At 58.8% G+C, this 23,764-nt stretch carries 19 protein-coding genes; 4 read left to right on the forward strand and 15 right to left on the reverse strand.

Annotation, left to right across the window (positions count from 1 at the left end):
- Positions 1-28: 28 nt before the first annotated feature.
- The gene (locus tag ACN0TA_RS10240) at positions 29-1,486 is read left to right on the forward strand and encodes a YcjX family protein (RefSeq protein ID WP_417582493.1); all 1,458 of its coding nucleotides are present in this window, start codon (positions 29-31) and stop codon (positions 1,484-1,486) included.
- Positions 1,483-2,505 carry a YcjF family protein gene (locus tag ACN0TA_RS10245; RefSeq protein ID WP_417582495.1) on the forward strand — a complete coding sequence of 341 codons (1,023 nt, stop codon included), beginning with the start codon at positions 1,483-1,485 and terminating at the stop codon, positions 2,503-2,505. The genes ACN0TA_RS10240 and ACN0TA_RS10245 overlap by 4 nt, the downstream gene beginning before the upstream one ends.
- Positions 2,506-2,555: 50 nt before the next feature.
- On the opposite strand, the gene ACN0TA_RS10250 is transcribed toward ACN0TA_RS10245, so the two are convergent.
- From ACN0TA_RS10250 to cysG, 9 genes are all read right to left on the reverse strand, one after another.
- Positions 2,556-2,915, reverse strand: a complete 360-nt coding sequence (locus ACN0TA_RS10250) for a hypothetical protein (RefSeq protein WP_417582497.1) — start codon at positions 2,913-2,915, stop codon at positions 2,556-2,558.
- A gap of 256 nt (positions 2,916-3,171) precedes the next feature.
- Entirely contained in the window at positions 3,172-3,429 is a 258-nt protein-coding gene (locus tag ACN0TA_RS10255; RefSeq protein WP_417582499.1) for a hypothetical protein, read from the reverse strand.
- 214 nt (positions 3,430-3,643) lie between these two features.
- Positions 3,644-4,258 (reverse strand): LysE family translocator, encoded by a 615-nt coding sequence (locus ACN0TA_RS10260; protein ID WP_417582501.1) that lies wholly within the window; start codon positions 4,256-4,258, stop codon positions 3,644-3,646.
- Between the two features lie 87 nt (positions 4,259-4,345).
- Complete coding sequence (locus tag ACN0TA_RS10265; RefSeq protein WP_417582503.1) at positions 4,346-4,675, reverse strand: 2Fe-2S iron-sulfur cluster-binding protein; 330 nt, start codon at positions 4,673-4,675, stop codon at positions 4,346-4,348.
- Between the two features lie 139 nt (positions 4,676-4,814).
- The gene (locus tag ACN0TA_RS10270; RefSeq protein ID WP_417582505.1) at positions 4,815-5,846 is read right to left on the reverse strand and encodes an NAD(P)/FAD-dependent oxidoreductase; all 1,032 of its coding nucleotides are present in this window, start codon (positions 5,844-5,846) and stop codon (positions 4,815-4,817) included.
- Between the two features lie 77 nt (positions 5,847-5,923).
- A complete protein-coding gene (locus tag ACN0TA_RS10275) occupies positions 5,924-7,204 on the reverse strand; it encodes a phosphoadenylyl-sulfate reductase (protein ID WP_417582506.1) in 1,281 nt (426 codons plus the stop codon).
- Positions 7,191-8,849, reverse strand: a complete 1,659-nt coding sequence (locus tag ACN0TA_RS10280; protein ID WP_417582508.1) for a nitrite/sulfite reductase — start codon at positions 8,847-8,849, stop codon at positions 7,191-7,193. Before ACN0TA_RS10280 ends, ACN0TA_RS10275 begins: the two co-directional genes overlap by 14 nt.
- The gene (locus tag ACN0TA_RS10285) at positions 8,836-9,141 is read right to left on the reverse strand and encodes a DUF2849 domain-containing protein (protein ID WP_417582510.1); all 306 of its coding nucleotides are present in this window, start codon (positions 9,139-9,141) and stop codon (positions 8,836-8,838) included. The genes ACN0TA_RS10280 and ACN0TA_RS10285 overlap by 14 nt, the downstream gene beginning before the upstream one ends.
- Before the next feature lie 7 nt (positions 9,142-9,148).
- Positions 9,149-10,543, reverse strand: a complete 1,395-nt coding sequence (gene cysG, locus ACN0TA_RS10290; RefSeq protein WP_417582512.1) for a siroheme synthase CysG — start codon at positions 10,541-10,543, stop codon at positions 9,149-9,151.
- Positions 10,544-10,992: 449 nt separating this feature from the next.
- Here cysG and ACN0TA_RS10295 point away from each other — a divergent pair, with 449 nt between their 5' ends.
- Positions 10,993-12,810 carry a metallophosphoesterase gene (locus ACN0TA_RS10295; protein WP_417582514.1) on the forward strand — a complete coding sequence of 606 codons (1,818 nt, stop codon included), beginning with the start codon at positions 10,993-10,995 and terminating at the stop codon, positions 12,808-12,810.
- Positions 12,811-12,874: 64 nt separating this feature from the next.
- Here ACN0TA_RS10295 and ACN0TA_RS10300 read toward each other — a convergent pair whose 3' ends face one another.
- Together ACN0TA_RS10300 and ACN0TA_RS10305 are read right to left on the reverse strand one after the other, a co-directional pair.
- Positions 12,875-13,195: a 2Fe-2S iron-sulfur cluster-binding protein gene (locus ACN0TA_RS10300; RefSeq protein WP_417582516.1), complete on the reverse strand. Its 321-nt coding sequence runs from the start codon at positions 13,193-13,195 to the stop codon at positions 12,875-12,877.
- A 144-nt stretch (positions 13,196-13,339) separates the two neighbouring features.
- Positions 13,340-13,720, reverse strand: coding sequence for an Hpt domain-containing protein (locus ACN0TA_RS10305; RefSeq protein WP_417582518.1), 381 nt, complete (start codon positions 13,718-13,720; stop codon positions 13,340-13,342).
- A gap of 333 nt (positions 13,721-14,053) precedes the next feature.
- On the opposite strand from ACN0TA_RS10305, the gene ACN0TA_RS10310 reads away from it, so the two are divergent.
- A complete protein-coding gene (locus ACN0TA_RS10310; protein WP_417582520.1) occupies positions 14,054-19,510 on the forward strand; it encodes a hypothetical protein in 5,457 nt (1,818 codons plus the stop codon).
- Positions 19,511-19,578: 68 nt separating this feature from the next.
- On the opposite strand, the gene ACN0TA_RS10315 is transcribed toward ACN0TA_RS10310, so the two are convergent.
- The 4 genes from ACN0TA_RS10315 to ACN0TA_RS10330 form a co-directional block, all read right to left on the reverse strand.
- The gene (locus tag ACN0TA_RS10315) at positions 19,579-20,604 is read right to left on the reverse strand and encodes a glycosyltransferase family 4 protein (protein WP_417582522.1); all 1,026 of its coding nucleotides are present in this window, start codon (positions 20,602-20,604) and stop codon (positions 19,579-19,581) included.
- Positions 20,601-21,404, reverse strand: a complete 804-nt coding sequence (locus ACN0TA_RS10320) for a UDP-2,3-diacylglucosamine diphosphatase (protein WP_417582524.1) — start codon at positions 21,402-21,404, stop codon at positions 20,601-20,603. The genes ACN0TA_RS10315 and ACN0TA_RS10320 overlap by 4 nt, the downstream gene beginning before the upstream one ends.
- A gap of 58 nt (positions 21,405-21,462) precedes the next feature.
- Positions 21,463-22,683, reverse strand: a complete 1,221-nt coding sequence (locus ACN0TA_RS10325; RefSeq protein WP_417582526.1) for an MFS transporter — start codon at positions 22,681-22,683, stop codon at positions 21,463-21,465.
- 94 nt (positions 22,684-22,777) lie between these two features.
- Positions 22,778-23,602, reverse strand: a complete 825-nt coding sequence (locus ACN0TA_RS10330; RefSeq protein ID WP_417582528.1) for a UDP-2,3-diacylglucosamine diphosphatase — start codon at positions 23,600-23,602, stop codon at positions 22,778-22,780.
- Positions 23,603-23,764: the final 162 nt, after the last annotated feature.

The raw sequence follows: 23,764 nt of genomic DNA on the forward strand, positions 1-23,764 counted from the left end.
TGATCGTGCTTAATTGGAGTTCGTGTTCTTGCCCAGTCTGCCCACCACCATCACCGACGAACTGGGTATCGCCCTTGGCAACCTTGCCGATGCAGCGACGGGAACCGTCATTCCCACTTTGCGGCTCGGCGTCACCGGCCTGTCAAGGGCTGGCAAGACCATCTTCATCACCGCACTGATCCACAATCTGTTGACCGGTGCCCGCCTCCCCGGCTTCGCCCCCATGGCCGAAGGGCGCTTGATCGGCGCGCGTATTGCAGAGCATCCCGACAACGCCACACCCCGCTTTGCTTATGAAAATCACCTTGCTGCCCTGATGGGCACGCCCCCGGTCTGGCCCGAAAGCACCAGGCGGATTTCCCAGCTTCGTCTCACCCTGCGCTATCAATCGGCAAACTGGCTCAAATCACAGTTCGGCACCTCGACGCTCAATCTCGACATCGTCGATTATCCCGGCGAATGGCTGCTCGATCTTCCGCTGCTCACCAAATCCTTTGCCCAATGGAGCGAGGAAGCTCTGGCGCTCGCCCGGCGTCCTGCTCGCAATGCAGAGGCCAAGCCTTTCCTCGACGCGCTAAGCTCTCTCGATCCAGCGCGCGAAGCCGACGACGCCACCGCTGAAACCCTCGCCACCGCTTTCACAGCGTATTTACGCGCATCCAAGGGCGATGCACGAGCGCTTTCTACGCTTCCACCTGGCCGTTTCCTCATGCCCGGAGATCTCGAGGGTTCTCCCGCTCTCACCTTTGCGCCCTTGCCAGCTCCAACAGCAACGCCGCGCCACGCCAGTCTCTACGCAATGCTCGAACGCCGTTACGAAGCATACAAATCGGTTGTGGTGCGCCCCTTCTTCCGCGATCACTTTGCCCGGCTCGATCGCCAGATCGTGCTCGTCGACGCACTGCGCGCTCTGAATGCCGGGCCCGAAGCCGTTGCCGATCTTGAAACAGCACTCACTTCTGTTCTGTCCTGCTTTCGCCAGGGGACTTCCAACCCGATTTCGCGGCTGTTCACCCGCAAGATCGACCGCATCCTGTTTGCCGCCACCAAGGCCGACCTCCTGCACCACACCTCCCATGCGCGGCTGGAAACCATCCTCAACCGGCTGGTGGCCAACGCGTCGCGCCGCGCCAAATTTCACGGCGCAGAATCCCGGTCGCTGGCAATCGCCGCCATCCGTGCCACCCATGAAGGTAGCGTGAAACACGGCGGCGACACACTGCCCACCATCATCGGCACGCCGGAGAACGGCCAGAAGCTCGGCGAAACCACTTATGATGGCAAAACCGAAATTGCTTTGTTTCCCGGAGACTTACCCGAAAGTCCGGATTCACTTTTCCAATCGGCTGAATCAACGCCTCAACTCAAATTCCTCCGGTTTCTACCGCCCAGCACGCTATCCCCGAGCCAGACCGGTGACCCGGTCTTCCCACACATTCGGCTCGATCGCGCGTTGGACTTCTTGATCGGGGACAAACTGCAATGAGACAACCGCGCGCAATCCCCACGCAAACCCGCACCGACACCCCCTCGTCGCGTTCGCCGCGCGCCTTTGAAACGACAATGGCTGAACCGGCTCGCGACGTATTCGAAGCCAGCCCGAGCGATCTTGCCGATACTGATGTCGCACCACCTCCAAAACGGCGGAGCCGCTTCTGGCGCAATCTGGCGTTCGGGTCCGGCGGCGCGCTGATCTCTCTCGGGCTGGGACTCGCCGCCGATCGGCTGGTCCGCGATTTGTTCGCAGCTTACGATTGGCTGGGCTGGGTTGGATTGGGTGTAGTGGGTGTATTCATTGTCGCGCTGGCCGTGCTTACGGTGCGTGAACTGATGGGCCTCGCCCGCCTTCGCACCATGGACCGACTGCGCGACAAGGCCGCTGCCGCGCTCCTTGCCGATGATCTGTCCGCAGCGCAAAAAATCGTCGCGGACTTGAACGGGCTCTACGCAAACCGGCCAGACCTGGCGCGCGTCCGGGAAGGACTGCAAACCGACGCAGCCTCGATCCTTGATGGTGCGGAACTGATAATGACTGCCGAACGCGCGCTGATGGCTCCACTTGATGCACGCGCCCGCGCGCTTACAGCCTCGAGCGCACGTCGCGTCGCTCTTGTCACTGCAGTGGCGCCGCGCGCGCTGATCGATATCGCTTTCGTTGTCTTTGAGAGTATTCGCCTCGCCCGCAATCTCGCCGATCTCTACGGCGCACGTCCCGGTTTTTTCGGCTTCATTCGTCTGATGGGCGCAATTATCGCCCATCTCGCCGTCACCGGTGGACTGGTCCTTACGGACGGGGTCGTCGAACAACTGGTGGGCCACGGGGTCGCCGCCAAGCTCTCGGCACGCCTGGGGGAAGGCGTCCTCAACGGACTGATGACGGTCAGGGTGGGGATTGCGGCCATCAAGCTGGTTCGCCCCCTGCCCTTTGCGGCACGCACCTCACCCGTCGTGTCCGATTTCATTGCCGATCTTGGCAAGGTCGCCACCGACGCCAAGACGCAATAAAGGGCAGCGCCTTGGCGCTGCCCTCGATAATTTCTCAGTGACGCGCCTTATTAAGCGTCGTCGCCTGCATCGTCACCTTCGGTCACACCATTGTCCATTTCACCGCCGTCCGAACCGCCGGGTACAGGACCGTCGACCAGACCGGCCTCAACGCAGTCATCGCGTGTAAGGCTGGAGAGTTCGATGGATGAAGTGGACAGCTCTTCAACCGAGCTGGGCGACTCATCAGCGGAGTCGGCCTGGGTTTCTTCACCAAGTGTCATGCAATATTCTTCGACATAAACCCAGTCTTCAGCGCTAACAGTAATGCCGCCGATCTCCTGGTCCATGGCAGGTGTATCCTGTGCCATTGCAGGTGCAGCAAGGCCAGCAGCAAGAGCGATCGAAGCAAAAAGAGCAGTGCGTTTCATGGTTTTCTCCATTATTTATTTGAGAGATTGCATAGGGTGCAATCTTCTATTCAACGCGTTGCCAGCCGTTAGTCCGATTTCCGAAGCCGGCAAGCGAGCGTTGCTGACACAATGCACTTGCTCGCGATAAGGTTGCGAACGCAAGTGTGTCCATTTCAAGTTTTTTTCGAGGCAACTAGGTTGCAAACACATGCGCAGCAAAAAGGGCGGCTCGTGAGAGCCGCCCTGACTATGCAATTTGCAATGCAGATATCGATCAGATCAGACCGGCTTTTTGGCAGTCGTTCTTGCTGATCGAGCTCAACTGAACGCCCGAGGTGGACAGTTCAGCGGTTGCCGATGGGGAGAAATCAAAAACATCGTCAACCGAAAGGCCGTCAAGCGCGTCGCAATAATCGGTCACGAACGACCATTCCTGGTCTGATACAGTGATTGTACCGATCGAATTGGCCATTGCAGGAGCGGCGAGGCCAGCGACAATTACGGCCGAGGCGAGAAGGGCATGGAGCTTCATTTTTTAAGTATCCTTTTTATGCTGTCCCCAATGGGACAGCACAAGAGATAGGTCTTCCCGAGCCGAATTCCAGATTAATGTTGTTAGATTTTCGTCACAAAATGACGCAGCTGTTCTGCTGCCCAGGGTCGCCGTATGCGCCGTCGCAGCGCAAGGCTTGAAAGCGACATCGCCCTGCCACTTAACATGACTGAATATCAGGCATTACATGCGTTTAGGGCTTGAGCACTATGTACGCAGCCGCCCCTGCCATTGCGCCGGCGGCGCCGCGATTTAGCGCCTTGAGCGCACGGGGGTTACGCAGAAAGTCTCGTGCCTTGGCTGCCAGCGCGACATAGGGCACGACGACCAGATAAAGCACTACAATCGTCGTGACGACCAAGCCCAGGAACCGCTCCAGCGTCACCGCCTGCAGGTCGACCACAGTGGGCAGCAGCGCCATATAAAAGATTATTGTCTTGGGATTGCCCAGCGTAACCGAATATCCGCCGAGCACAGACGCCCATGCGCCACTGCCCTTCCCGCTCTTGACCTTTTCAGGATCGATGCCGGCGCGCCAGAAACTCCATGCAAGATAGGCAAGATAGGCGGCACCAAGGACTTTGACGATGATGAATATGCCGGAGAACGCCGCAGCCACCGCAGCCAGCCCCAGTACAGCCAGTGTCAGATAAGTAAGATCGCCCAGAACCAACCCGGTGCCAAACCACAGCGCAGGACGAAATCCCGAGCCGAGCGCCTTGCCCACCGCAGCAGCGATACCTGGGCCAGGGATGGCCGCGGCAATAGCCAATGCTATGGCATAGGGAACAAAATCAATTGGACTCATGGTATCCGCTGGGCAAGCATTTGGTCTGTTACGACACTGCTCATACACCCGGTCAGATGAACATCAAAGCACCAGTTGATGCAGATTTCAGGCGGCTGCATCCTGCTTGGCGGAGTCCGCCAGCCGCACCTTCAGGCCGTCCAGTTCCGCACGCATCAAAATCTGGCAGGACAGGCGCGAATTGGCCTCGTAGTCGGGCACTGAATCCAGCATGTCCTCTTCCTCGTCGGTCGGCGGGTTCAACTTCGCCTGCCATTCAGGATCGACAAAGACATGACAGGTCGCACAGCTGCACGCCCCGCCACATTCCGCTTTGATGTTAAGGCCCCAGTCCCGGATCACTTCCATCACCCGCCAACCTTCGAGGGCTTCGAGCTCGTGTTCGGTCCCATCCTGATCGGTGACGTAGATCTGCATGTGTGGCTCCTGACGGGTGGAGTGCATTGACTTGGTCTAAATAAGTCGGAAATGGTGACGACCGAGATCCGGAGCGGGGCGTATTTGAAATAGTTTAGCCCCGGAACCGCCGGTCATTGCCATTTGCAGGCTACCCCGGTCAAGCCACGCCGAGCTTCTTTTGAAGCTGGGTAGACGAGGTGGTGTACTGGAAAATCACCTTCTGGTCGGGGTGTACGATCCTTTTGGCGGCCTGAGCCATAAGGGCGCCCTCGTGGAAGCCCGAAAGGATCAGCTTGAGCTTGCCCGGATACCAGTTGATATCCCCGATGGCGAAAATACCCTTCTCACTGGTTTCGAACTTCTCGGTATCGACTTTGACCAGCGCGTTGTCATGGAGGTCCAGCCCCCAATCGGCAACGGGGCCGAGCTTCATGGTCAGCCCGAAGAACGGCAGCAGCCGCGTGGCCGGAACGCCAAGTTCACCACCGGCGGTCTTGAGATAGACTTCGGACAATTGCCCGTTTTCGCCCTCAAGCCGGCCGAGCTGGCCGGTGATGAAATTGATGCGCCCTTCTTCGACCAGCGCCCGCATCTTGTTCACGCTGTCAGCGTGGCCACGGAACTGATCGCGGCGATGAACAAGGGTAAGCGAGCGTGCCAGTGGTTCGAGGTTGAGCGTCCAGTCCAGTGCCGAATCCCCGCCACCCACAATGACGATGTCCTGATCGCGGAAATCGTCCATCTTGCGCACAGCGTAAAATACCGATTTGCCCTCGTAGGCCTCGACATTTTCGACAGGGGGACGCTTGGGCTGAAACGAGCCGCCGCCGGCGGCGATCACGACCACTTTGGTCAAAAACACTTCATCGGCATCGGTCGTCAGGCGGAATGAGCCGTCATCAAGCTTTTCTACGGACTTTACCATCTGGGAAAAATGAAACTCGGCACCGAACGGCGCGATCTGCTTCATAAGATTGTCCGTCAGCCCCTGGCCCGAAATCTCCGGGAACGCGGGAATGTCGTAGATCGGCTTCTCGGGATAAAGCTCGGCACACTGTCCACCCGCGCGATCGAGAATATCGATGACGTGGCATTTGAGATCGACCAGACCCAGCTCGAACACGGCAAACAGCCCCACCGGGCCAGCGCCGATAATCACAACATCGGTGACGATTTCATTTCCGCTCATAGAAAAGGAGTCCTGGTCGTTTGAATTAGCAAGTTCACGCTTGGAATATATATGTGACGCGAACTGTCAAGTATGGATCAATTCGGGTTTCGCCGCAGGAAGGGGCGCGTACCCGCAGGAATTTCGGCCCGCGAGCCGACGGGTTGGTAATAGCGGGAAACTTCGGCCAACGCATCCTTTTCCAACGCGGCGCGCGTCGGAGCGCTGGACACGACAAATGCATCGATGCCGCAGCGGCGCATGAACGGGATCTGATCGGTCAACACGTCGCCCACGGCACGCAACTCGCCCTCATAGCCATACCGCTCCCGCAACAGCCGCGCGCTCGAATAGCCGCGCCCGTCGGTAAAGGCCGGAAAATTGATGGCGATCGACGAGAACCTGCCCAGATCCTGTGCGATGTCCTCAACCTTCTCGCCGGGATTGACCAGCAACCCGACAGGATGCGGGCTGGCGAGGAACCCATCGCGGTTCTCGACGAAAACGCTGAGCGGCACATGCGCATAGCGCACATTCGCCACAACATCGTCGTCGGCCCAGACGCGCCACGGATCGGCCTTGAACGCACCGTCCTTGAACAGGGTCAGAGAGGATTGGCTCACCGGTTTCGCGATGCTCCCGTTGAAGTCGAAATGGATGCCGCACTCGCGCTTGTCGCGCCCGCGCCAGCGGCCTGCCCGGGGATCTTCCCCTTCCGCCACGGCGCTGGTGCACGGAGCGCAGCCGATGGACTTGTACCCGCGCTCATAGAGCGGATGGTCCGGAAGTCCATGCGCGACCTTGTACGCGTCAATGTCCGCGTGGGTAAAGTAGGCCAATGGATTGACCTTGATGCGATCATCGCTCGTCAATTCGAAATGCGGCAACACGCCCCGCTCCGCCGTCTGAAACCGCTTGCGCCCCGTCACCCAGCCGCCGAATCCTTCCAGTACCTGTTCAAGCGGTTCGGTCTTGCGGATGTGGCAGCACGAATCCGGATCATTCTCCCAGAGCGTCCCTTCGGGATCGAACCGCTTGAGATCCGTGCTGTCGGGGTGGAGCGCGATCACATTTGTCAGTCCCAACTGGGATTTGAGCATTTCGACATATTCGAGCGTCTCGGGAAAATGCTTGCCAGTCTCCAGGAAGTAGACCGGCACGCTCGGATCGACCCGCGACACGACATGCAAGAGCACTGCCGAATCCGCGCCAAACGACGACACCATGGCAATATCGCCCGGCAGCAGATCTTCGACGGCCTGGCGCAGCACACCCTCTGCGTCCATCTCGTCGAACATGCCGTTGAGCGAGATGATACCGAGTTGGCGCAGCTTGTCGTGTTTTGACGCCGTTGCGATGATTGGGTTAGCCGTTGCCATAAAGCGCCTCCTTGAACGGGGCATCGCCGAGCCGCCGATACGCTGAAATGAATGTTTCATCTTCGGTCGCGCGTTGGGCAATATAGGCATCGACCAGTCGCTCGATAGCGCTCGGCACCTCTTCAGCGACGAACCCGGGCCCCAAGATCTTGCCAACCGATGCTTCTTCTGTACCGTCGCCACCAACAGTGATCTGGTAGAGCTCGGTGCCCTTCTTCTCGACACCGAGAATGCCGATATGGCCGACATGGTGATGTCCGCAGGCGTTGATGCAGCCTGAAATCTTGATCTTGAGCTTGCCGATTTCCTTCTGCCGGTCGGGCGCTGCGAAGCGGCGCGAAATGTCCTGCGCGATCGGGATCGAGCGTGCATTGGCCAACGCGCAGAAATCCAGGCCCGGACAGGTGATCATGTCGGTGATTTCGCCGGAATTGGCATCAGCAAGGCCAGCTTCGGCCAGACCATCATAAACGGCGCGCAGGTCTTTCAGCCCAACATGGGGCAGGACAAGGTTCTGCTCATGAGTCACCCGCAACTCGTCGAACGAGTAGCGTTCGGCCAGATCGGCTATCGCTTCCATCTGCTCGGCGGTCGCATCGCCGGGCGCCCCGCCGATCGGCTTGAGCGAAATGGTCACCGATGTATATCCGGGCCGCGCATGGGGAAACGTGTTATTCTCAAGGAACCGCCCAAAGGCCGGATCGAGAATTTTCTCACGCTCCACATCCATCGAAACCACGCCATGATCGTGATAGGCGGGCTGCGCGAAATAGGCGTCGATCCGATCCAGCTCGGCTTCCGGCAGCGTCAGCACACCACCGCGCACCTCGGAGAACTCGTCCTCGACCTGCGCCTTGATGGTCTCAAGCCCTTCCTCGTGCACGAGGATCTTGATGCGCGCCTTGTACTTGTTGTCGCGCCGTCCATAGCGGTTATAGACCCGCAAAATCGATTCCAGATACGCCAGAAGATGCTCGTGCGGCACAAACCCGTTGATGAGCTTCCCGATCATCGGGGTACGACCCAGCCCGCCCCCGACATAGACCGCCCAGCCCACATCGCCCGATCCGTTGGTCTGTGCCATCAGGCCGATATCGTGGAATTTCACTGCCGCCCGGTCGTTGGGCGCGCCGGTAATGGCGATCTTGAACTTCCGCGGCAAAAAGGTGAACTCGGGATGCAGGCTGGACCACTGCCGGATGATCTCGGCCACTGGCCGCGGATCGATGATCTCGTCGGCTGCGGCGCCGGCAAACTGGTCTGTGGTCACATTGCGTATGCAATTGCCCGATGTCTGGATGGCGTGCATTTCCACGCTCGCCAGATCGGCGAGGATTTCAGGAATATCGCGCAGCTTGGGCCAGTTGAACTGAATGTTCTGCCGCGTTGTGAAATGCCCATAGCCACGGTCGTATTTGCGCGCAATATGGCCGAGCATACGCATCTGCGTTCCGTTCAGCGTACCGTAGGGCACGGCGACCCGCAGCATGTAGGCGTGCAATTGCAGATAGAGCCCGTTCATTAGCCGCAAGGGCCGAAACTGGTCTTCGGTCAGCTCGCCGGAAATGCGCCGCCGCACCTGGTCTGAAAACTGCTCGACGCGTTCGGAGACAAACGCAGCGTCAAATTCGTCATATCGATACATGTTCGTCCTCTCCCAGATGCTGGCGGTCAAAACGCGGGGCTGTCGGCCCTTCGGACCGGATGCGTTCGCGGATACGTTTGGCGTGAATGACGCCGTTGATGATTTCGACATCCTCGGCTTCAAGACTGATGATGCGCCCTGTTGCCTTTGATGCCGCCACCGCGACCTCCAGCGCCTCAGCCTCATCCTTGCTGAAAGTCCGGGCGGCCTGGATCTGTTCGACCCATTGGCCATCGGCGTCGAAATAGACCGCAGCTCCGGAGAGCAATTCGTTTCCAGTGAGGATTTTCATTTGTGCCTTACGCTACCTTGAACTTTTCCACGGCGATCGTTTCCGCCTGTGCCCAATCGCCTTCGGCCACGGTCTCGCCGATAAAGATGATGGCGGGGCCATCGGCAAAATCGATTTCTCCCGCTGCAAGCCCGCCAATTGTGCCCGCATAAAGGGCCTTTTCGCTGCGCCCGGCATTGACGACGATCCCGACCGGAACGGCTCTGGACACCCCTTGCCCGATGAGGTCGCCGGCAATCTGTCGGGCAATCGACTTGCCCATGTAAAGCCCAAGCGTCAGGCCCGATTGGGCAAGCGAAGCCCAATGGGCAAGATCGGTGTTGTCAGCACCATGTGCCGTGGCAAACACAAACCCGGACGAAACTTTACGCAGTGTCACCGGCGTTGCTGTATCTGCAGCAGCCGCCAGTGCTGAAGTGACGCCGGGTACGATCGAATAGGCAAGCCCGGCCTTGCGCAGTGCGGCAATTTCTTCGCCAGCGCGTCCAAACACCATCGGATCGCCCGATTTCAGCCGCGCCACTTTCTTACCTTCGCTGGCCAGCCGCACAATCAGCGTGTTGATTTGGGCCTGGCTGAAGGAATGATGGCCCTTGGCCTTTCCGACTGAAATCCGGTCGGCGTCGCGCCGCCCCATCTCGACGACGGCCGCAGGGACCAATTGGTCGTGTACGATAACATCGGCTTCCTGCAATAGGCGTTGAGCACGAAGGGTCAACAGATCCTCTGCACCCGGTCCCGCTCCGATAAGCCAAACCACGCCTTCGTCTGAAATGCGGCCTGCATGTTGAGCAAGCAGAGCATCGGCCTTTGCCTCGCCCTGACCAGCGGCAAGTGCTGTCTCGATGCCCGGTGCGGTCACGAGCGCCTCATAATAGCGCCGCCGCGCAACTCCATCGCTGAGCAGCGCTGAAACCTTTTCACGCATCGCTCCTGCCAGCCGCGCAATCTCACCAAGCCGCGGCGAGAACATCGCCTCAATTTTTGCCCGGACCAGTCGCGCCAGCACAGGCGCGTCACCTTCCGAGGAGATCGCTATGGAAAGCGGCGCCCGATCCACGATGGCCGGGGTAAAGAAATCGCAGTTTTCGGGAACATCCACCTCGTTGACCGGCACTCCGGCACCTCGTGCCAGTTTCAGTGCCCGCGCGCCCGCGGGTCCGTGATCCGCTACAAAGGCCAACGCCGCGTTCACGAAATCGCCAGCTTCGACGGCCCGCGAAACCAGTGTCACGTCCAACCCGGAAAAATCGGCTTCGAACGCTTCTGCGAACACCACGATTTCAGCACTCGTCTTGGCCGCGAGTCGGGCCTTGGCCAGCGCTTCATCGTCACCGCCCACAATGACGATGCGCCGCCCTTTGACAGCCACCGAAACCGGGAATGTGTTTAACCGTGCCAAAGGTGAGGTCTCCTGGCCGCAAGCGAATTTAGGTGCGTCTGTTGGAACTGGCAGCCGGGACCGAGAGGGCTCGCGCACCGCCGAACACAAGCAAAACTAGGGGTTTCCAGCCCTACCAGCAAGCGCGCCAGCGGCTATCGGAGACTTATTTCCCATCCTCGCGAGCCCTTGGAACACCGCGCGCGGGCAAGGTCGCAAAGCGCGAATTATTTTCCCTCACCGTGCCAAGCCGAAAAACACGACTCGTTAAATAGAGAATAAAAATTCACCCTGCCCTCCCAGCACAGCTCGCCTTTCCCCCGGCTTGCAAAGCAATTGCGGCACCGCATGGTTGGGAACGCCGTCCGGGTCGGTGCAATGTCAACCTGCTGACACCGTACCGTCATGCCCTTGTAAAATAGCAACCGTACAGGCACCGCGTTCCCCCTCTCTAACCACGACAGGACGCGATGACCTCCGCCCCAAAAACCCTGCTTGTTGCCGGCCTTTTGGCCGCCACGGCCCTTATTGTCTCCGCCCCGGCTTTTGCCCAGGCCAGCCAGGCCGATGAGCGCCTTCTGACTGATCCATTTTTGCAGCTGCCAACCGAGGACGGCATCCACGTTGTCTGGTTCACCGAATTTGAAGGCGAGAACCACACGGTCGTCGTCGGCGAGCGTGAGTTTGCCGCCCAGACCATGAAGATGAGCCGTCTCGCCGAAGACAACCAATCATGGGTCGGGACCCAGAACGGCGACGGCTCGACTTACGCGGCCACCGCTGCCCGCGACGTCTGGCGCCATGAAGCCTATATTGACGGCCTCAACCCGGGCGAGCGGGAAACCTATTTCGTCCGCTCGGTCGATGCGAATGGCGAAGCCGTCGAAAGCCGCGAATTCTCCCTCGCCGCCTTGCCGGCTGAAGGTCAGCCCCTGCGCATTCTGCTGACCTCCGATCACCAGCTCAAGCCGATGACGCCGACAAACATGCAAAAGATCGCCGAGAATGTTGGCGAACTCGATGCTGTGTTCTTTGCAGGCGACCTACAGAACATCCCGGACCGCGCTTCGGAATGGTTCGATGACAATCGTGGCTTCGCCTTCTTCCCCGGTCTTCAGGGGCACGCCGCCTATGCGCTGGCCCAGTCACGCACCGAGGGCGAGACGACGTTTGACACGACCACGACCTATCACGGTGGCGAAATCATTCAGAACGCACCCCTGTTTCCGGTCATTGGCAACCATGAGGTCATGGGCCGCTACAACCCTGCGACGACATTGGGCAGCCAGTTCAACGACCCGCGCCCGCGCGCCGTGGCCGAAGCGCTCTATGAAGCAAATGCCGACCTCTACAACCCGTCAGGCGATGCGGAAATCCGCGAACAGTGGATTGCCGACAACTCCTTCAATACGACCACCTATCAGGAAATATTCACCCTGCCGGCCGATGGTCCGGGCGGCGAAACCTATTATGCCATCCGCTATGGCGATGTGTTCCTGATCGGGCTTTATGGCACCAGAATCTGGCGTTCGCCCTCTCAAGCCGAAGGCACGCGCGGCAAATATCGCGAAGCGGCCGCCGATCTCAACACCCCGGACAATTGGGGCTGGGGCGAGTTTATCTTCGAGGACATGGCCGAAGGCACTGAACAATATGATTGGCTCGTCTCGGTACTGGAAAGCGAGGCGTTCACGTCGGCGCCGGTCAAGCTTGCCCTGATGCACCATCCGGCACACGGCATGGGCGACAATTCAATTCCCGCCTATGCTCATCCCGAGCAGATCCTCGACTATGACGATGAGGGCCGCTTGACCGGCGTGCGTTATGACTATCCGGTGGATGCCGATATTTTCGTCAATGACATCGAGCCCCTGCTCTCGGATGCTGGCGTGCAGCTTGTCCACACCGGCCATTCCCATGTCTGGTATCGCTTCGAAAACCCGATGGGCATGAACATTCTCGAGACATCGAACGTCGGCAACAATTACGGCTGCTACGTCGAAGGTCATCAGGCCCGCGGCAACGCACCGTCTGGCTTTGACTATGATCCTGCCGATTATGCAGTGACCGGCGATCCGCACGGCTATGAGCCAATCATGCCGACCGAATTCTCGCCGATGACCAATGCCGCGTCCGGCGAAGACCTGCCCTGCATAGCAAGCAACGAAATGACAGCCTTCTCGGTGCTCGAAACCGGCCCCGACGGAACCACCGTCAGCTCGTACGTCTTTGACACCACCGACCCTGAAGGCGAAGTCGAACTCTTCGACCGGTTCACACTGAACTGATCGTCCTTCGCGACAAAACAAAGCCCCGCTTCGGCGGGGCTTTTCCGCTTCGTTCGAGCCGGGGTTACCCCTGACGACTGGGCACGTTTACGACCAGCCCGTCCAGCTCGTCGCGGATTTTGATCTGGCACGAGAGCCGGCTCGTGTCTTTGACGTCGAATGCAAAGTCGAGCATATCCTCTTCCATCGAGGATGGTCCACCGGTCACTCCAAACCATTCAGTCTCGACATAGACATGGCATGTTGCGCATGTGCAGGCCCCGCCGCATTCGGCAACGATGCCGCGCACGCCATTCCGAATCGCCGTCTCCATCAGCGTCGCGCCGTTTTCCGCTTCGACTTCGCGGCGCGCACCGTCGGGTTCAACGAACGTAATCATAGGCATGGCAAATTGCTCCGGGGATAAATCTGTGAGGTGGCCCGGATATAGGAAAACGTCGGCGCGCGCACAAGCACGTCAACGATCGCCAACCCTGCGGCAAATGTCGCTCAAGTCCACAGCTTTTAGGGACAATGTTGCGCGAAAATTTCAGTCAGTGACGATCGAACAAATGTAGCCGCACACCTCGGAAACGGCCATGCCAAGGTCGGCTATAGTTTCCTCATCCAGCCTGCCGACCGCGCCGAACTCGACTTCCGCTGCCCGCGCCTGCGCGGCCAGAGCGGTCGCACCGATGCCCTGCGCCGCCCCCTTAAGAGTATGAAGTCCAAGGGTTATTTCATGCGGATCGGTCGCGGCGGCAATGCGATCAAAATAGATCGACACCTGCTTTTCAAACATCCGCAATACCTCGCATTCCAGCGCCCTGTCTCCCAAAGTCTGGCGCGCCAGATACACAAGATCGATCGGCCGGCTGGTCCTGTCGACTTTCAAAGAATCGAGGCTCACCCCCGAGCGCGGCTGCATCATCTCTCACACCATTCGGCACTGTCACAATCACTACCGGCAGCTTAACCCTGATTGGATAAAAAGACCCTTAATCGCTGATATCTGTTATATTTTCATCTCTCGAGGTCACACGAAAAAAGTCGTTAACGGTCTTTTAATAAAGATTTCAGCAATGGCCCCAAACCGTGTATAACTCGAGATAGAGAATTGGCTGTTGGGATCACTGCGGGGCATATTTCCGTGCGTTAGGTGTCCTGGCCGGTGAAGGATCCAAGGCGGAGAGCTCCCGCCAAGGTATTGCCGCAAAAGCCGTTTTTCTAAAAATGCGGCGCATGAGTAAAGAGTATTTAGAGTATGGCGAACAAGTCGACCCCCAAGGACGATCCGGCAGCGCTTGCGTTTTCCGCTGTCGAAAACGCACTCAAGGACTCCGTCTTCTCGATGAATGACAAGCCCGCCCGCAAGGTTGAAAGCCAGCCTGCCAACCGCGAACCCAAGCGCGAACAGCGCCGCGAGGGCCCCACAAATACCGAACGTCTGCGCGCTGCTGACAAGATCGCAGCTCAGGCATCCTCTGTCGCCAATGACGACCGCTCGACGGCGGCTTCGGCACTTTACGCCCTTCAATCGCGCGCATCGAATACGCCGATCTGGTTTGCCATAACGGCATCGCTTCTCTGGCTTGCCGGGGTTGGCCTGATTGCAGTGCTGCGCTATGGCCCGCGCTTCACCGAAGGCCTCACGATAGCGGATTTTGTTCAAAGTCTTGATTTCGCTGCGCTTGCTGCCATCGTTGCTCTGCCCATTCTGGCGATGATCTCGATTGCGTTCCTTGTCCGTCGTGCCCAGGATCTGCGTCTTGCAGCTGCCTCGATGACCCAAGCCGCAATGCGGCTGACCGAGCCGGAATCCTCTGCAGCTCACAAGATTGCCACGGTCGGCCAGGCCGTTCGCCGGGAAGTGAACGCCATAGGCGATGGTCTCGAGCGCGCCCTGTCGCGGGCTGGCGAGCTCGAAGTCATGGTTCACAACGAAGTCACTGCACTTGAGCGCACCTATTCCGACAACGAGACGCGCATGCGTCAGTTGATCGAGGAGCTGGCCAGCCAGCGCGATTCCGTCATCACCAACTCCGAGCGCATGCGCGAAGCGATCGCCGCAGTGCACGGCAACGTCACAACCGATCTCAACGAAATCGGCACATCGATTACCGATCGCCTGAAGACCACCGGGAATGAAGTCACACAGGCAATTTCTGATCGGGCAACTGCCATGGCTGAGTCAATTGAGTCGGCCGGAACAACGATCGAAACGACCTTCGAGCGGCGATCTCACAGTTTTACAGAAACCATCGAGGGGCGCACCGCCGACCTTATTTCGGCTCTCGATAGCAGTGCCGGCCGTCTTGACGGCACATTGACCGATAAGGCCGAAGCGCTAGCGACCGCTATCGATACGTCGACAGATCGCCTCGATACCGTCCTGACTTCCAGTGCCAGCAGCGTACAGATCGCACTCGAAGGCCATTCTAGCATGGTGGAAACCGCGCTTGGTGAAACAACCGATCGCCTCGACACATTGTTTGACGCCCGCACATCGGATCTGACAAACGCTCTCGATAGCCGCAGCCAGATCCTTGAAGACACGCTGGGCACTGGCGTTGGCCGCATTGAAACCGCGTTCAACGGCAAGACAGAAGCCATTACGACCGCTCTATCCGAGGGCATGGATCGCATCGAAACCAGCTTTGAGGGCCGGGCTGAGGCGATTGCCGCGGTTCTTGGGACTGGGGTAGAGGACGTACAGGCAGCTTTTGCAGGGCGTGCCGAAGCACTTGCCGAAACACTTGGCACTGGCGTCGCTGAAGTCAAAGCCGCATTCGAAGGTCGCAGCGACGCGCTTGCAGATGCGCTTGGAGTCGGTGTCGAGAACATCGAAACTGCCTTTGGCCGCCGAACGGAAGCCCTCACGGACGCACTCGACCAACGCGCCCGCGAAGTCTCCGAAACCGTCGATGCTCGCATCAATTCGCTGGTCAATTCTCTCGACTCGCACACGATCTCCATCTCGGCAGCGATTGAAGAGAAGTCGGCCACCATTGGTGATGTCCTCAAGGGTTCGACTGAATCGATCCTTGTCGATTTTTCACGCCGCTCCGAAGTACTGGGCTCCACTTTTGCCTCGCTCGGCGAAAGGGTTTCGCACGACATCGCAAATCGTGCCGAAGAAGCAGAGGCGACGCTGAGCCGTATTACCAATCGTCTCGACGAAACCTTCTCGATCCAGTCGAACGCGCTGCAAAGCCAGATTGAATCCATGAGCCTGCGTATCGACGGCGCTTTGGAGGAATCGACCGAACGTACCCGCGACGCTCTCACGCGTGCCGGGACCGATACGCTGTCCCAGCTCAATGCGCGTGTTGATGAAATCTCGGTCATACTCGATAGCCGCATCGGTCAGGTCGATACTATCGTGGGCGAAAAGGGCGAAAAGCTCATTTCCTCCCTCGACGTTCACACCTCAGAAATCGCAGAGCGCTCCAATCGTCTCGAAACGCTTCTCGACGATAAGGGCCGCGCCCTCAGCAATGCTCTGGAGACCGGCGGTGAGAGCTTTGGCGCCATGGCGGACGCCAAGACCACTGCGCTTACTGAAGCGCTCGACGCTCGGGCCGAAGCCATCACCTCGGCTGTCGATTTGCGGACGGAAGCTCTCTCATCGGCTCTGGATAGCCGAGCCGATGCACTCAATTCGAGCCTCGACATTCGGACCGAGGCCCTCACATCGGCTTTCGATGGTCGTGCCGAGCAAATTGGCGCGGCGCTTGATGGTCGCGCTGAAGAGATAGCATCGGTCATTGAAAGCCGTACCGGAAATCTGACGTCCGCGATCGACACCCGCGCCGAGCAATTGGCATCGACTCTCGACGGGCGGACCGAACAGCTGACATCGGCTCTCGACAGTCGCACAGAGCAGTTCAACACAGCGCTCGACGCTCGAACCGAGACGTTTACATCCAGCTTGGATGGACGCGCAGATCAGTTCACTTCGGCACTCGACAACCGCAGCGAGCAGCTCACATCTGCGCTCGATTCGCGCACGGCCCAGCTCGATACGACGCTGGCAGCCCGCACGACTCAGCTCGACGACACGCTGGCTGAGCGCTCCAACGCAATGAACTCAATGCTCGACATCACATCGAGCCAGCTCTCGGAAACACTCACTGAGCGCACCCGTTACATGGGCGGCGTCATAGACGAGTCTGCAGAACGTCTTGAACGCTCAATCTCCGACCGGGCCAGAAACCTTGAAGAATCCCTGGACGAAAAGTCCCGTCACATAGCGGAAACGATTTCCGGTCGGACAACCGAGTTGACGAGCGCTGTCGACGCATCAGGTGAGCGCATGCGCTCCAGCATCGATAGCAGCCTTGCCAATGTCACCGACACAATGGAGAGCCGTTCAAACCAGGTATCTGAACTTATCGACACCAAGGTTGCCGAGCTCAACACCAATATCGGCCGTGAGATCGACGTTGCCGTCGACAAACTCAGCGGCGCCGAAACAGGCGTCACAGTCCGCATCGGCGAAGCCGCTTCATCGGTTAGCCAAAGCGCCCGCGACGCCGCCGACCTGGTTGAATCGCGCCTGACTGAAGCGCGCAGCGCCATCACTGAAATGGTGGATGACCGCCTGGGTACCCTGCCCGAAGCAATCACCACCCGTGCGGAAATCACTGCCGAACGGCTTGCCGGTCTGAATGAAGCAATCCACGGTACGATCACAGATTCCATGCGCGATCTCGAGAGTGGAGCCGACCGTATCGAGTCCACACTCACAGGCTCGATCCACAGCGCAATCGGACAATCGATGGCTGATCTCGAATCCGGAGCAAGCCGCATTGAGGACGTGCTCAACGACAAGCTGGCAAACGTCACCGCCAATATCTCCGCTGACGTCGAGCAAACGGCAATGCGCATGGACGCTGTTGTTCGCAAGGCGATGGAAGAGCTTAAAGTGGCTTCGGTTCACATCGAGGATCTTGTCGAAGTCCGAGCCGTTCACACTGCGGACGAGTTGGGCCGCAAGGCGTCTGAGATCAACCGCATCGTCTCTGAGCACACCGACAAGTTTGCAGAGCTGATCGACACCAAGCAGAACCAGCTCACCAACGCACTGGGCGGTCAAACAAATCTGCTGCGTGCCGCGCTCGAATCCAATGCCCGCGACGCCGAAGACATCATGTCGGAATCGTCGAACCGCATTCAGCACGAAATCACCGACTCGTTGCGCAAACTCAACGACGCAAACCTGCTGCTTCAGAGGGTACTCGAAGCTTCGACGGGCAATCTCGCCCGCCTGCAGGGCAATGTTGGAGAACAGACTCAGGCGTACACAACAGCAGTGCGCGATGCGATGACGGGCACCGAACAGGCCGGCACGATGATGAGCCAGCATGTCGAAGCGTTGCAGAACACAATGACCGCAATGCTCGATCAGTTTGGCCAGCTTTCGGGCAAACTGGGTTCGGAAACCGAGGGTTTTACAAGCGCTGCGGCCAATCTCGCGGAAGTCTCCAATTCCACAATGGACACGCTCGAAAATCGTCGTGGCGCCATGGAATCGCTTGCCGAAGGTTTTGCCGTGCGGACCGACGAGATCGACAATCGTCTGCGCGGATTTGCACAGACCATCGCCGAAACGGTCAACCAGACCGAGCGCCGCCTGATCACTGCCCGCAAGGCGATGGAAGAAGCCCTGACCTCCACTTCGGATGCTGTCACCGGTCAGATTTCCACAATCGGCGATCTTGCGTCAGGCGAGGGCCAACGCGCCAGCGAAGCTCTCCGCCAGAACCAGGCAGATCTTCTCGCAGACATCGAAAGAGCTTATGCCGACGCGACGCGGCGGTTCGGCGATACCGCCGATGCAATGCGCATGACAGCATCGCAGCTTGGCCAGGAACTCGAAGCAACCCGCAACGAGTTGCAGCGTTCGGTGCTCGATTTGCCGGAAGAAACGCGCGCCAGTGCCGCAGCAATGCGCCGGGTGGTCGCCGAGCAGATTGAAGCGCTGTCCGAGCTCAATGCCATCGTCCGCGCGCAGCCGGGCACGCACGAAGTCTCCTCACGTTCGACACCGCGGACGCCTTCGGCACGTCTTGCCGCCACCGAACCTGCACAGCAGCCAACCCGTCCAGCACCGGCTCGGCAGCAGGAGGCTGTTCGTCAGCCAGAGCCTGCCCGCCAACCCGAGCCGGCACGCCAGCAAGCCGCAGTGATGACGCAAGCACGCCCAGCTGCACCGCAGAAATCACCGTCCGAACGCCTCAATGAAGCGCTCACTCAGTCGCGCGGTTCCCAACCTCAGCCCGCCGCTGCACCCACCGATGCCCCGGCGGCGCCGCAGGAAGGCGGATGGCTCCGTGACGTCCTGCGCAACGCTTCGGCTAGCCAGGCCGGAAACCAGCGGCCGCTGAACCTGTCGAGCCTTACCGAGGACATCGCCCGCGCTGTGGATGATGATGCTCTGACGGCAGCATGGAACCGCTATCAGGATGGGGAGTCAGGCGCTTTTAATCGTCGGCTCTACACCATTACCGGCCAGGCGACGTTCGACGAAGTCCGCCGCAAGCTTCAGCGCGATCCCGAATTCTCCCGTACGGCAACTGCCTATATGAGCGAGTTCGAACAGCTCCTTGGCGAAGCTGCCAATGGGCCCAACGGTATGCAGCAGACCTTCAGCCAACTCGTTAGCAATCGGGGCAAGGTCTATACAATGCTCGCCCATGCCAGCGGCCGGCTGAACTAGCGCCTCCAACCACTGAGCTAGAAACGCACCCTCAAGGGTGCGTTTTTGTTTGCCCTGCAGATTAGCCGCTAGGCGGCAATCTCTGCTCGTCTTTTTATGTGCGCCAGCCGACCAACAAACTGATCTGCGGCCACATCCCATGTGAAGTCTTTCGACCTCTTTAATGCTTCGGATCGGCTAATACCGAGTGCCAGCTCGACGGCAACTGCCAGATCTTCGTGGAGCGCCCCACCTCTTGTCCCGCCAATGACGTCTATTGGCCCCATGACCGGATATGCAGCCACTGGCGTACCGCAGGCCATCGCTTCCAACATCACATTTCCAAATGTGTCGGTACGCGATGGAAATACAAATACGTCTGCACTGCGATATGCGTCGCGCAGCCTCGAACCTGTCAGCTGACCAGTGAAAACCACATTGGGAAAGCGGTGCATGAGTGCACTGCGTTCAGGACCATCTCCAACCACGATTTTGGTGCCCCGATGGCGCATCGAAAGAAAGGCTTCAATGTTTTTCTCGATGGACACCCGGCCCACATAGAGAAGATGTGGCCCCGGCAAACCCGCAAACATAGCCTTGGGTCCAGGGCTGAAGGCAGAAAGGTCGACGCCGCGCGACCAGAGCGCAAGATGACGAAAAAACCTTCGCCGCAAATGTTTGAGCACCGAGGGCGTGGGCACCAAAGTTGCCGATGCTGCAGAGTGAAACCAACGCAAGTACCCGTAACTCCAGGTGATCGGCACCGGAAGGCGCGCAGCCAGGTACTCGGGAAAGCGTGTGTGATAGCTGGTCGTAAAGGCAATTCCCCGCGTGACGCACAACGTCCGGGCAGCCAGACCCAGCGGACCTTCGGTGGCAACATGGATGTGATCGGGAGCAAAGCCGACAATTGTGTCCTGGATCACGCGCATCGAAGGTAGCGGCACGCGAATGTCGGGATAGGTCGGCAACGGCAGCGTCCAGAACGGCTCCGGCGTCAGATAGCGCACGTCGAACCCGCGCCCCGCCAGTGTCTTGCCCAAATTCTCCAGCGACCGAACAACGCCGTTGACCTGCGGATGCCAAGCGTCTGAAACAATCAGCAACCGTGTCATGACGCAACCTCCCGCAAACCGGGAATTGTTGGTTGATCGCCTTGTACCGGGTGCTCAACCCAACGGATCAAGTCGAACCGGCCCTCCCCGGTCTCGACGATTGCTGTGCAGTTTTCGACCCAGTCACCGCAGTTGAAATAGGCAACACGCCCATGATGCGCGATGGCAGCTGCGTGGATATGACCGCACACAACACCGTCATATCCCTGATCGGCAGCTTCGCGGACCAATGCGGTTTCAAACCGCGAAACCAGCGCCGCAGCATGTCCCACATTATTCCGCGCCCACGCCGAAAGCGACCATAGTGGATGCCCCAGTTTCTGACGAACCCTGTTGACCAGCACGGCGGCCCGCAGCGCAAGGTTGTAAGAAAAATTGCCGAGCCAAGAGACCCACCGCGCATGGCGAACGACAACGTCGAATTGATCCCCGTGAATGACAAGATAGCGCCGTCCATCCAGACCGACATGGACTGCCCGCTCGCGCACATCGATAGCTCCGAACCGTAACAACTCGAATTGACGCAAGAAGGCATCGTGATTGCCCGGAACATAGACTATGCGCGCACCATTGCGTGTACAGTCGAGTAGGTGTTGGATGACCCGATTACAGGCTGGCGGCCAGTGCCAACTTTTCTTGAGCTTCCACCCGTCGACAAAATCGCCGACAAGATAGATGCACTCGGCATCAACCGATTTCAGAAAGTCCAGCAGTGCGCCTGCCTGGGCGCCGCGCATGCCCAGATGCGTATCGCTGATGAACAGCGCGCGTACTTTGGATGGTGTTCGTGCGAAGTGCATTTGACCGTACCGCAAAGCTGTTGGCTCGCGATCGTCCGAATGCCTGATTTGCGCAAATCTATTGTGACAGGGGCCGCGCTTCGTTCTGTGCCTTAGTGGACCAGATAGTGAGCGATATCAGGATCATTCCCGCCCCTATCGCGGAAAGCAGACCCGCCGCCCAGAAACTTTGAAGTCCGAACCGCGCCACGAGCGCGCCGAAAAACAGCAAAGCAATCACCGAACAGATTTGCTTGAGCACGACATAGAAGCTCTGGGCCTGTGCAGCAATGTCCTCGCTCGTCCAGTTGGCGATGAACGTGACGATGCCCATATACGCTAGGCCGAACGTCATCATGTGAAACGCCTGCAACACGGCTAGCTGCCAGATATCGGTGGCATACGCCATCCCGATCCAGCGAAGTACACCGCTAACACAGGCGGCAAAGAGCAGGTGCCTGGCTGAAAACCGCCGCGCGAAATGGGCAAAGAACAGCATCGTGACGATCTCGCAGAGCGGGGCGACGATCCACAATATGCCCACTGCCGCCTCAGGCACCCCTGCTCTCAGCCACAACAAAGCACCGAAACTGATCAACAACATATGGCTCGCCTGAAGCAGCGCCGTACCAAGGAGCGTCAGCACAAACCACGGTCGTGCAACCTGCCGCAGCGTCTGTCCGGCGCCAGGAGCACCTACCAGCGGCGCGCCCGCCTGCCCGCTATCGCTCTGCGCGCGAAAATAGGGGAGCGGCAACGCCGACAGCCCCCGCAGCAATGCCGTGGCAATCAGCAAAGGTACAAACACGGCAATGCCCAACCAGCCGAACGTCCAGCCAGCCAGCGCGGTGGAGCCGATATAACCGAAAGTGCCCCAGATTCTGACGCGCGCGAAATCGGTGCCCCGCCGTCGCGTCATCCTGATGGTTGCAGCATCGATCACCGGCTCGATGGCCATTATGGGTATCACAAGCAGCGTGTTGAACAGCAGGATGCCCCAAAACGCGTCGACGAACACGAATCCCAGCGAAACGACGGCACTCACCAGTGACCCGGCGACAATGACACTGCGCCAGTCGCCAGCCTTATCGGCCACGCGCCCGACAAGCAGGTTCAGAACGATCATTATGAAGATCGGCGTCGCACTGATAATGCCGATTTCTTCTTCGCCAATCCCCCTGCCATCGAGCCACACGGGCAGGAGCAGCGTCGAGATGCCGATCGGCAGGTACATCGCGCCATAAAACAGACCCGTGCGTATTTCAGGCGTGGTCAGCCGTTCGGGCAGGCTCGGCAACATTGAAGAAGGGTCCGGCAGGCAGGAAAGAATATCCCGACCATGCGCTGTACCGGCCGCACTGGCAAGCTCCAAACACCGTAAATTTCGTAAGAACTCAGCTGGCCCGTAACCGGCCCAATCCGCGCCGCTTGCGCGGAGGCGCCGAAACATCCTTCCAGCGGATCAGCTCAAACCCACCATCATGCTCTTCGACAATTGCCGTACAGCTTTCCACCCAATCGCCAGAATTGATGTAATGAATGCCAAACTTATGGTGCATCGCAGCCTGGTGGATATGGCCGCAGATCACGCCTTCGACCTTGGAATTGCGCGCCTCAAGCGAAAGCGCTTCCTCGAACCGCCCCATAACCGAAACAGCGCTTTTTACTTTCTGTTTCGCCCAGGCCGAAAGCGACCAGTATGAAAGCCCCATGCGACGCCGTACCCAGTTGATCGGCGAATTGATGGTCAGCGCGAAATTGTAGGCCCAGTCACCGATATGGGCGAGCCATTTTGCATTGGCGACAACGACGTCGAACTGGTCGCCATGGATCACCAGATACCGCTTGCCGTCCGCGGTGATATGGATCATGCGATCGACGATTTCCACACCGCCGAAATAAGTCCCCAAATAGTCGCGCAGGAACTCGTCGTGATTGCCGGCAAGATAGACAATGCGCGCGCCTGCGCGGGCCTTAGCCAACAACGCATTGGCCAACGCGTCATACTCGGATGGCCAGTTCCATTCTTTCTGCAACCGCCAGCCGTCGATCAGGTCGCCAACAATATAGATCGTGTCGGCGTCATGAACCGCCAGAAACTTGAGAAGTTCCTCGACTTGAATTGCCTGCATCCCCAAATGGACATCGCTGAAAAAGAGCGCCCTCACGTGCCGGACGCCCCCGTCTTCTTTTATGCCTGCAGCATCCATTTCGGCCATTCTGATTCCCGTTCAGCGCCAGCCACTTTAGACGAGCAGACCTCGATGACAAAACCGTTTCGGTTCGCTTTTGTGTCCCATGAGAGACACAATAACTGCGCAAGTCGCATGGCCCAAAAAGATCGAAAATTTTCGGAGCGCCAAAGTCCAACTTCGGAGCTT

The sequence above is a fragment of the Pelagibacterium sp. genome (assembly GCF_048264985.1).
In the GTDB taxonomy this organism is placed as follows: Bacteria; Pseudomonadota; Alphaproteobacteria; order Rhizobiales; family Devosiaceae; genus Pelagibacterium.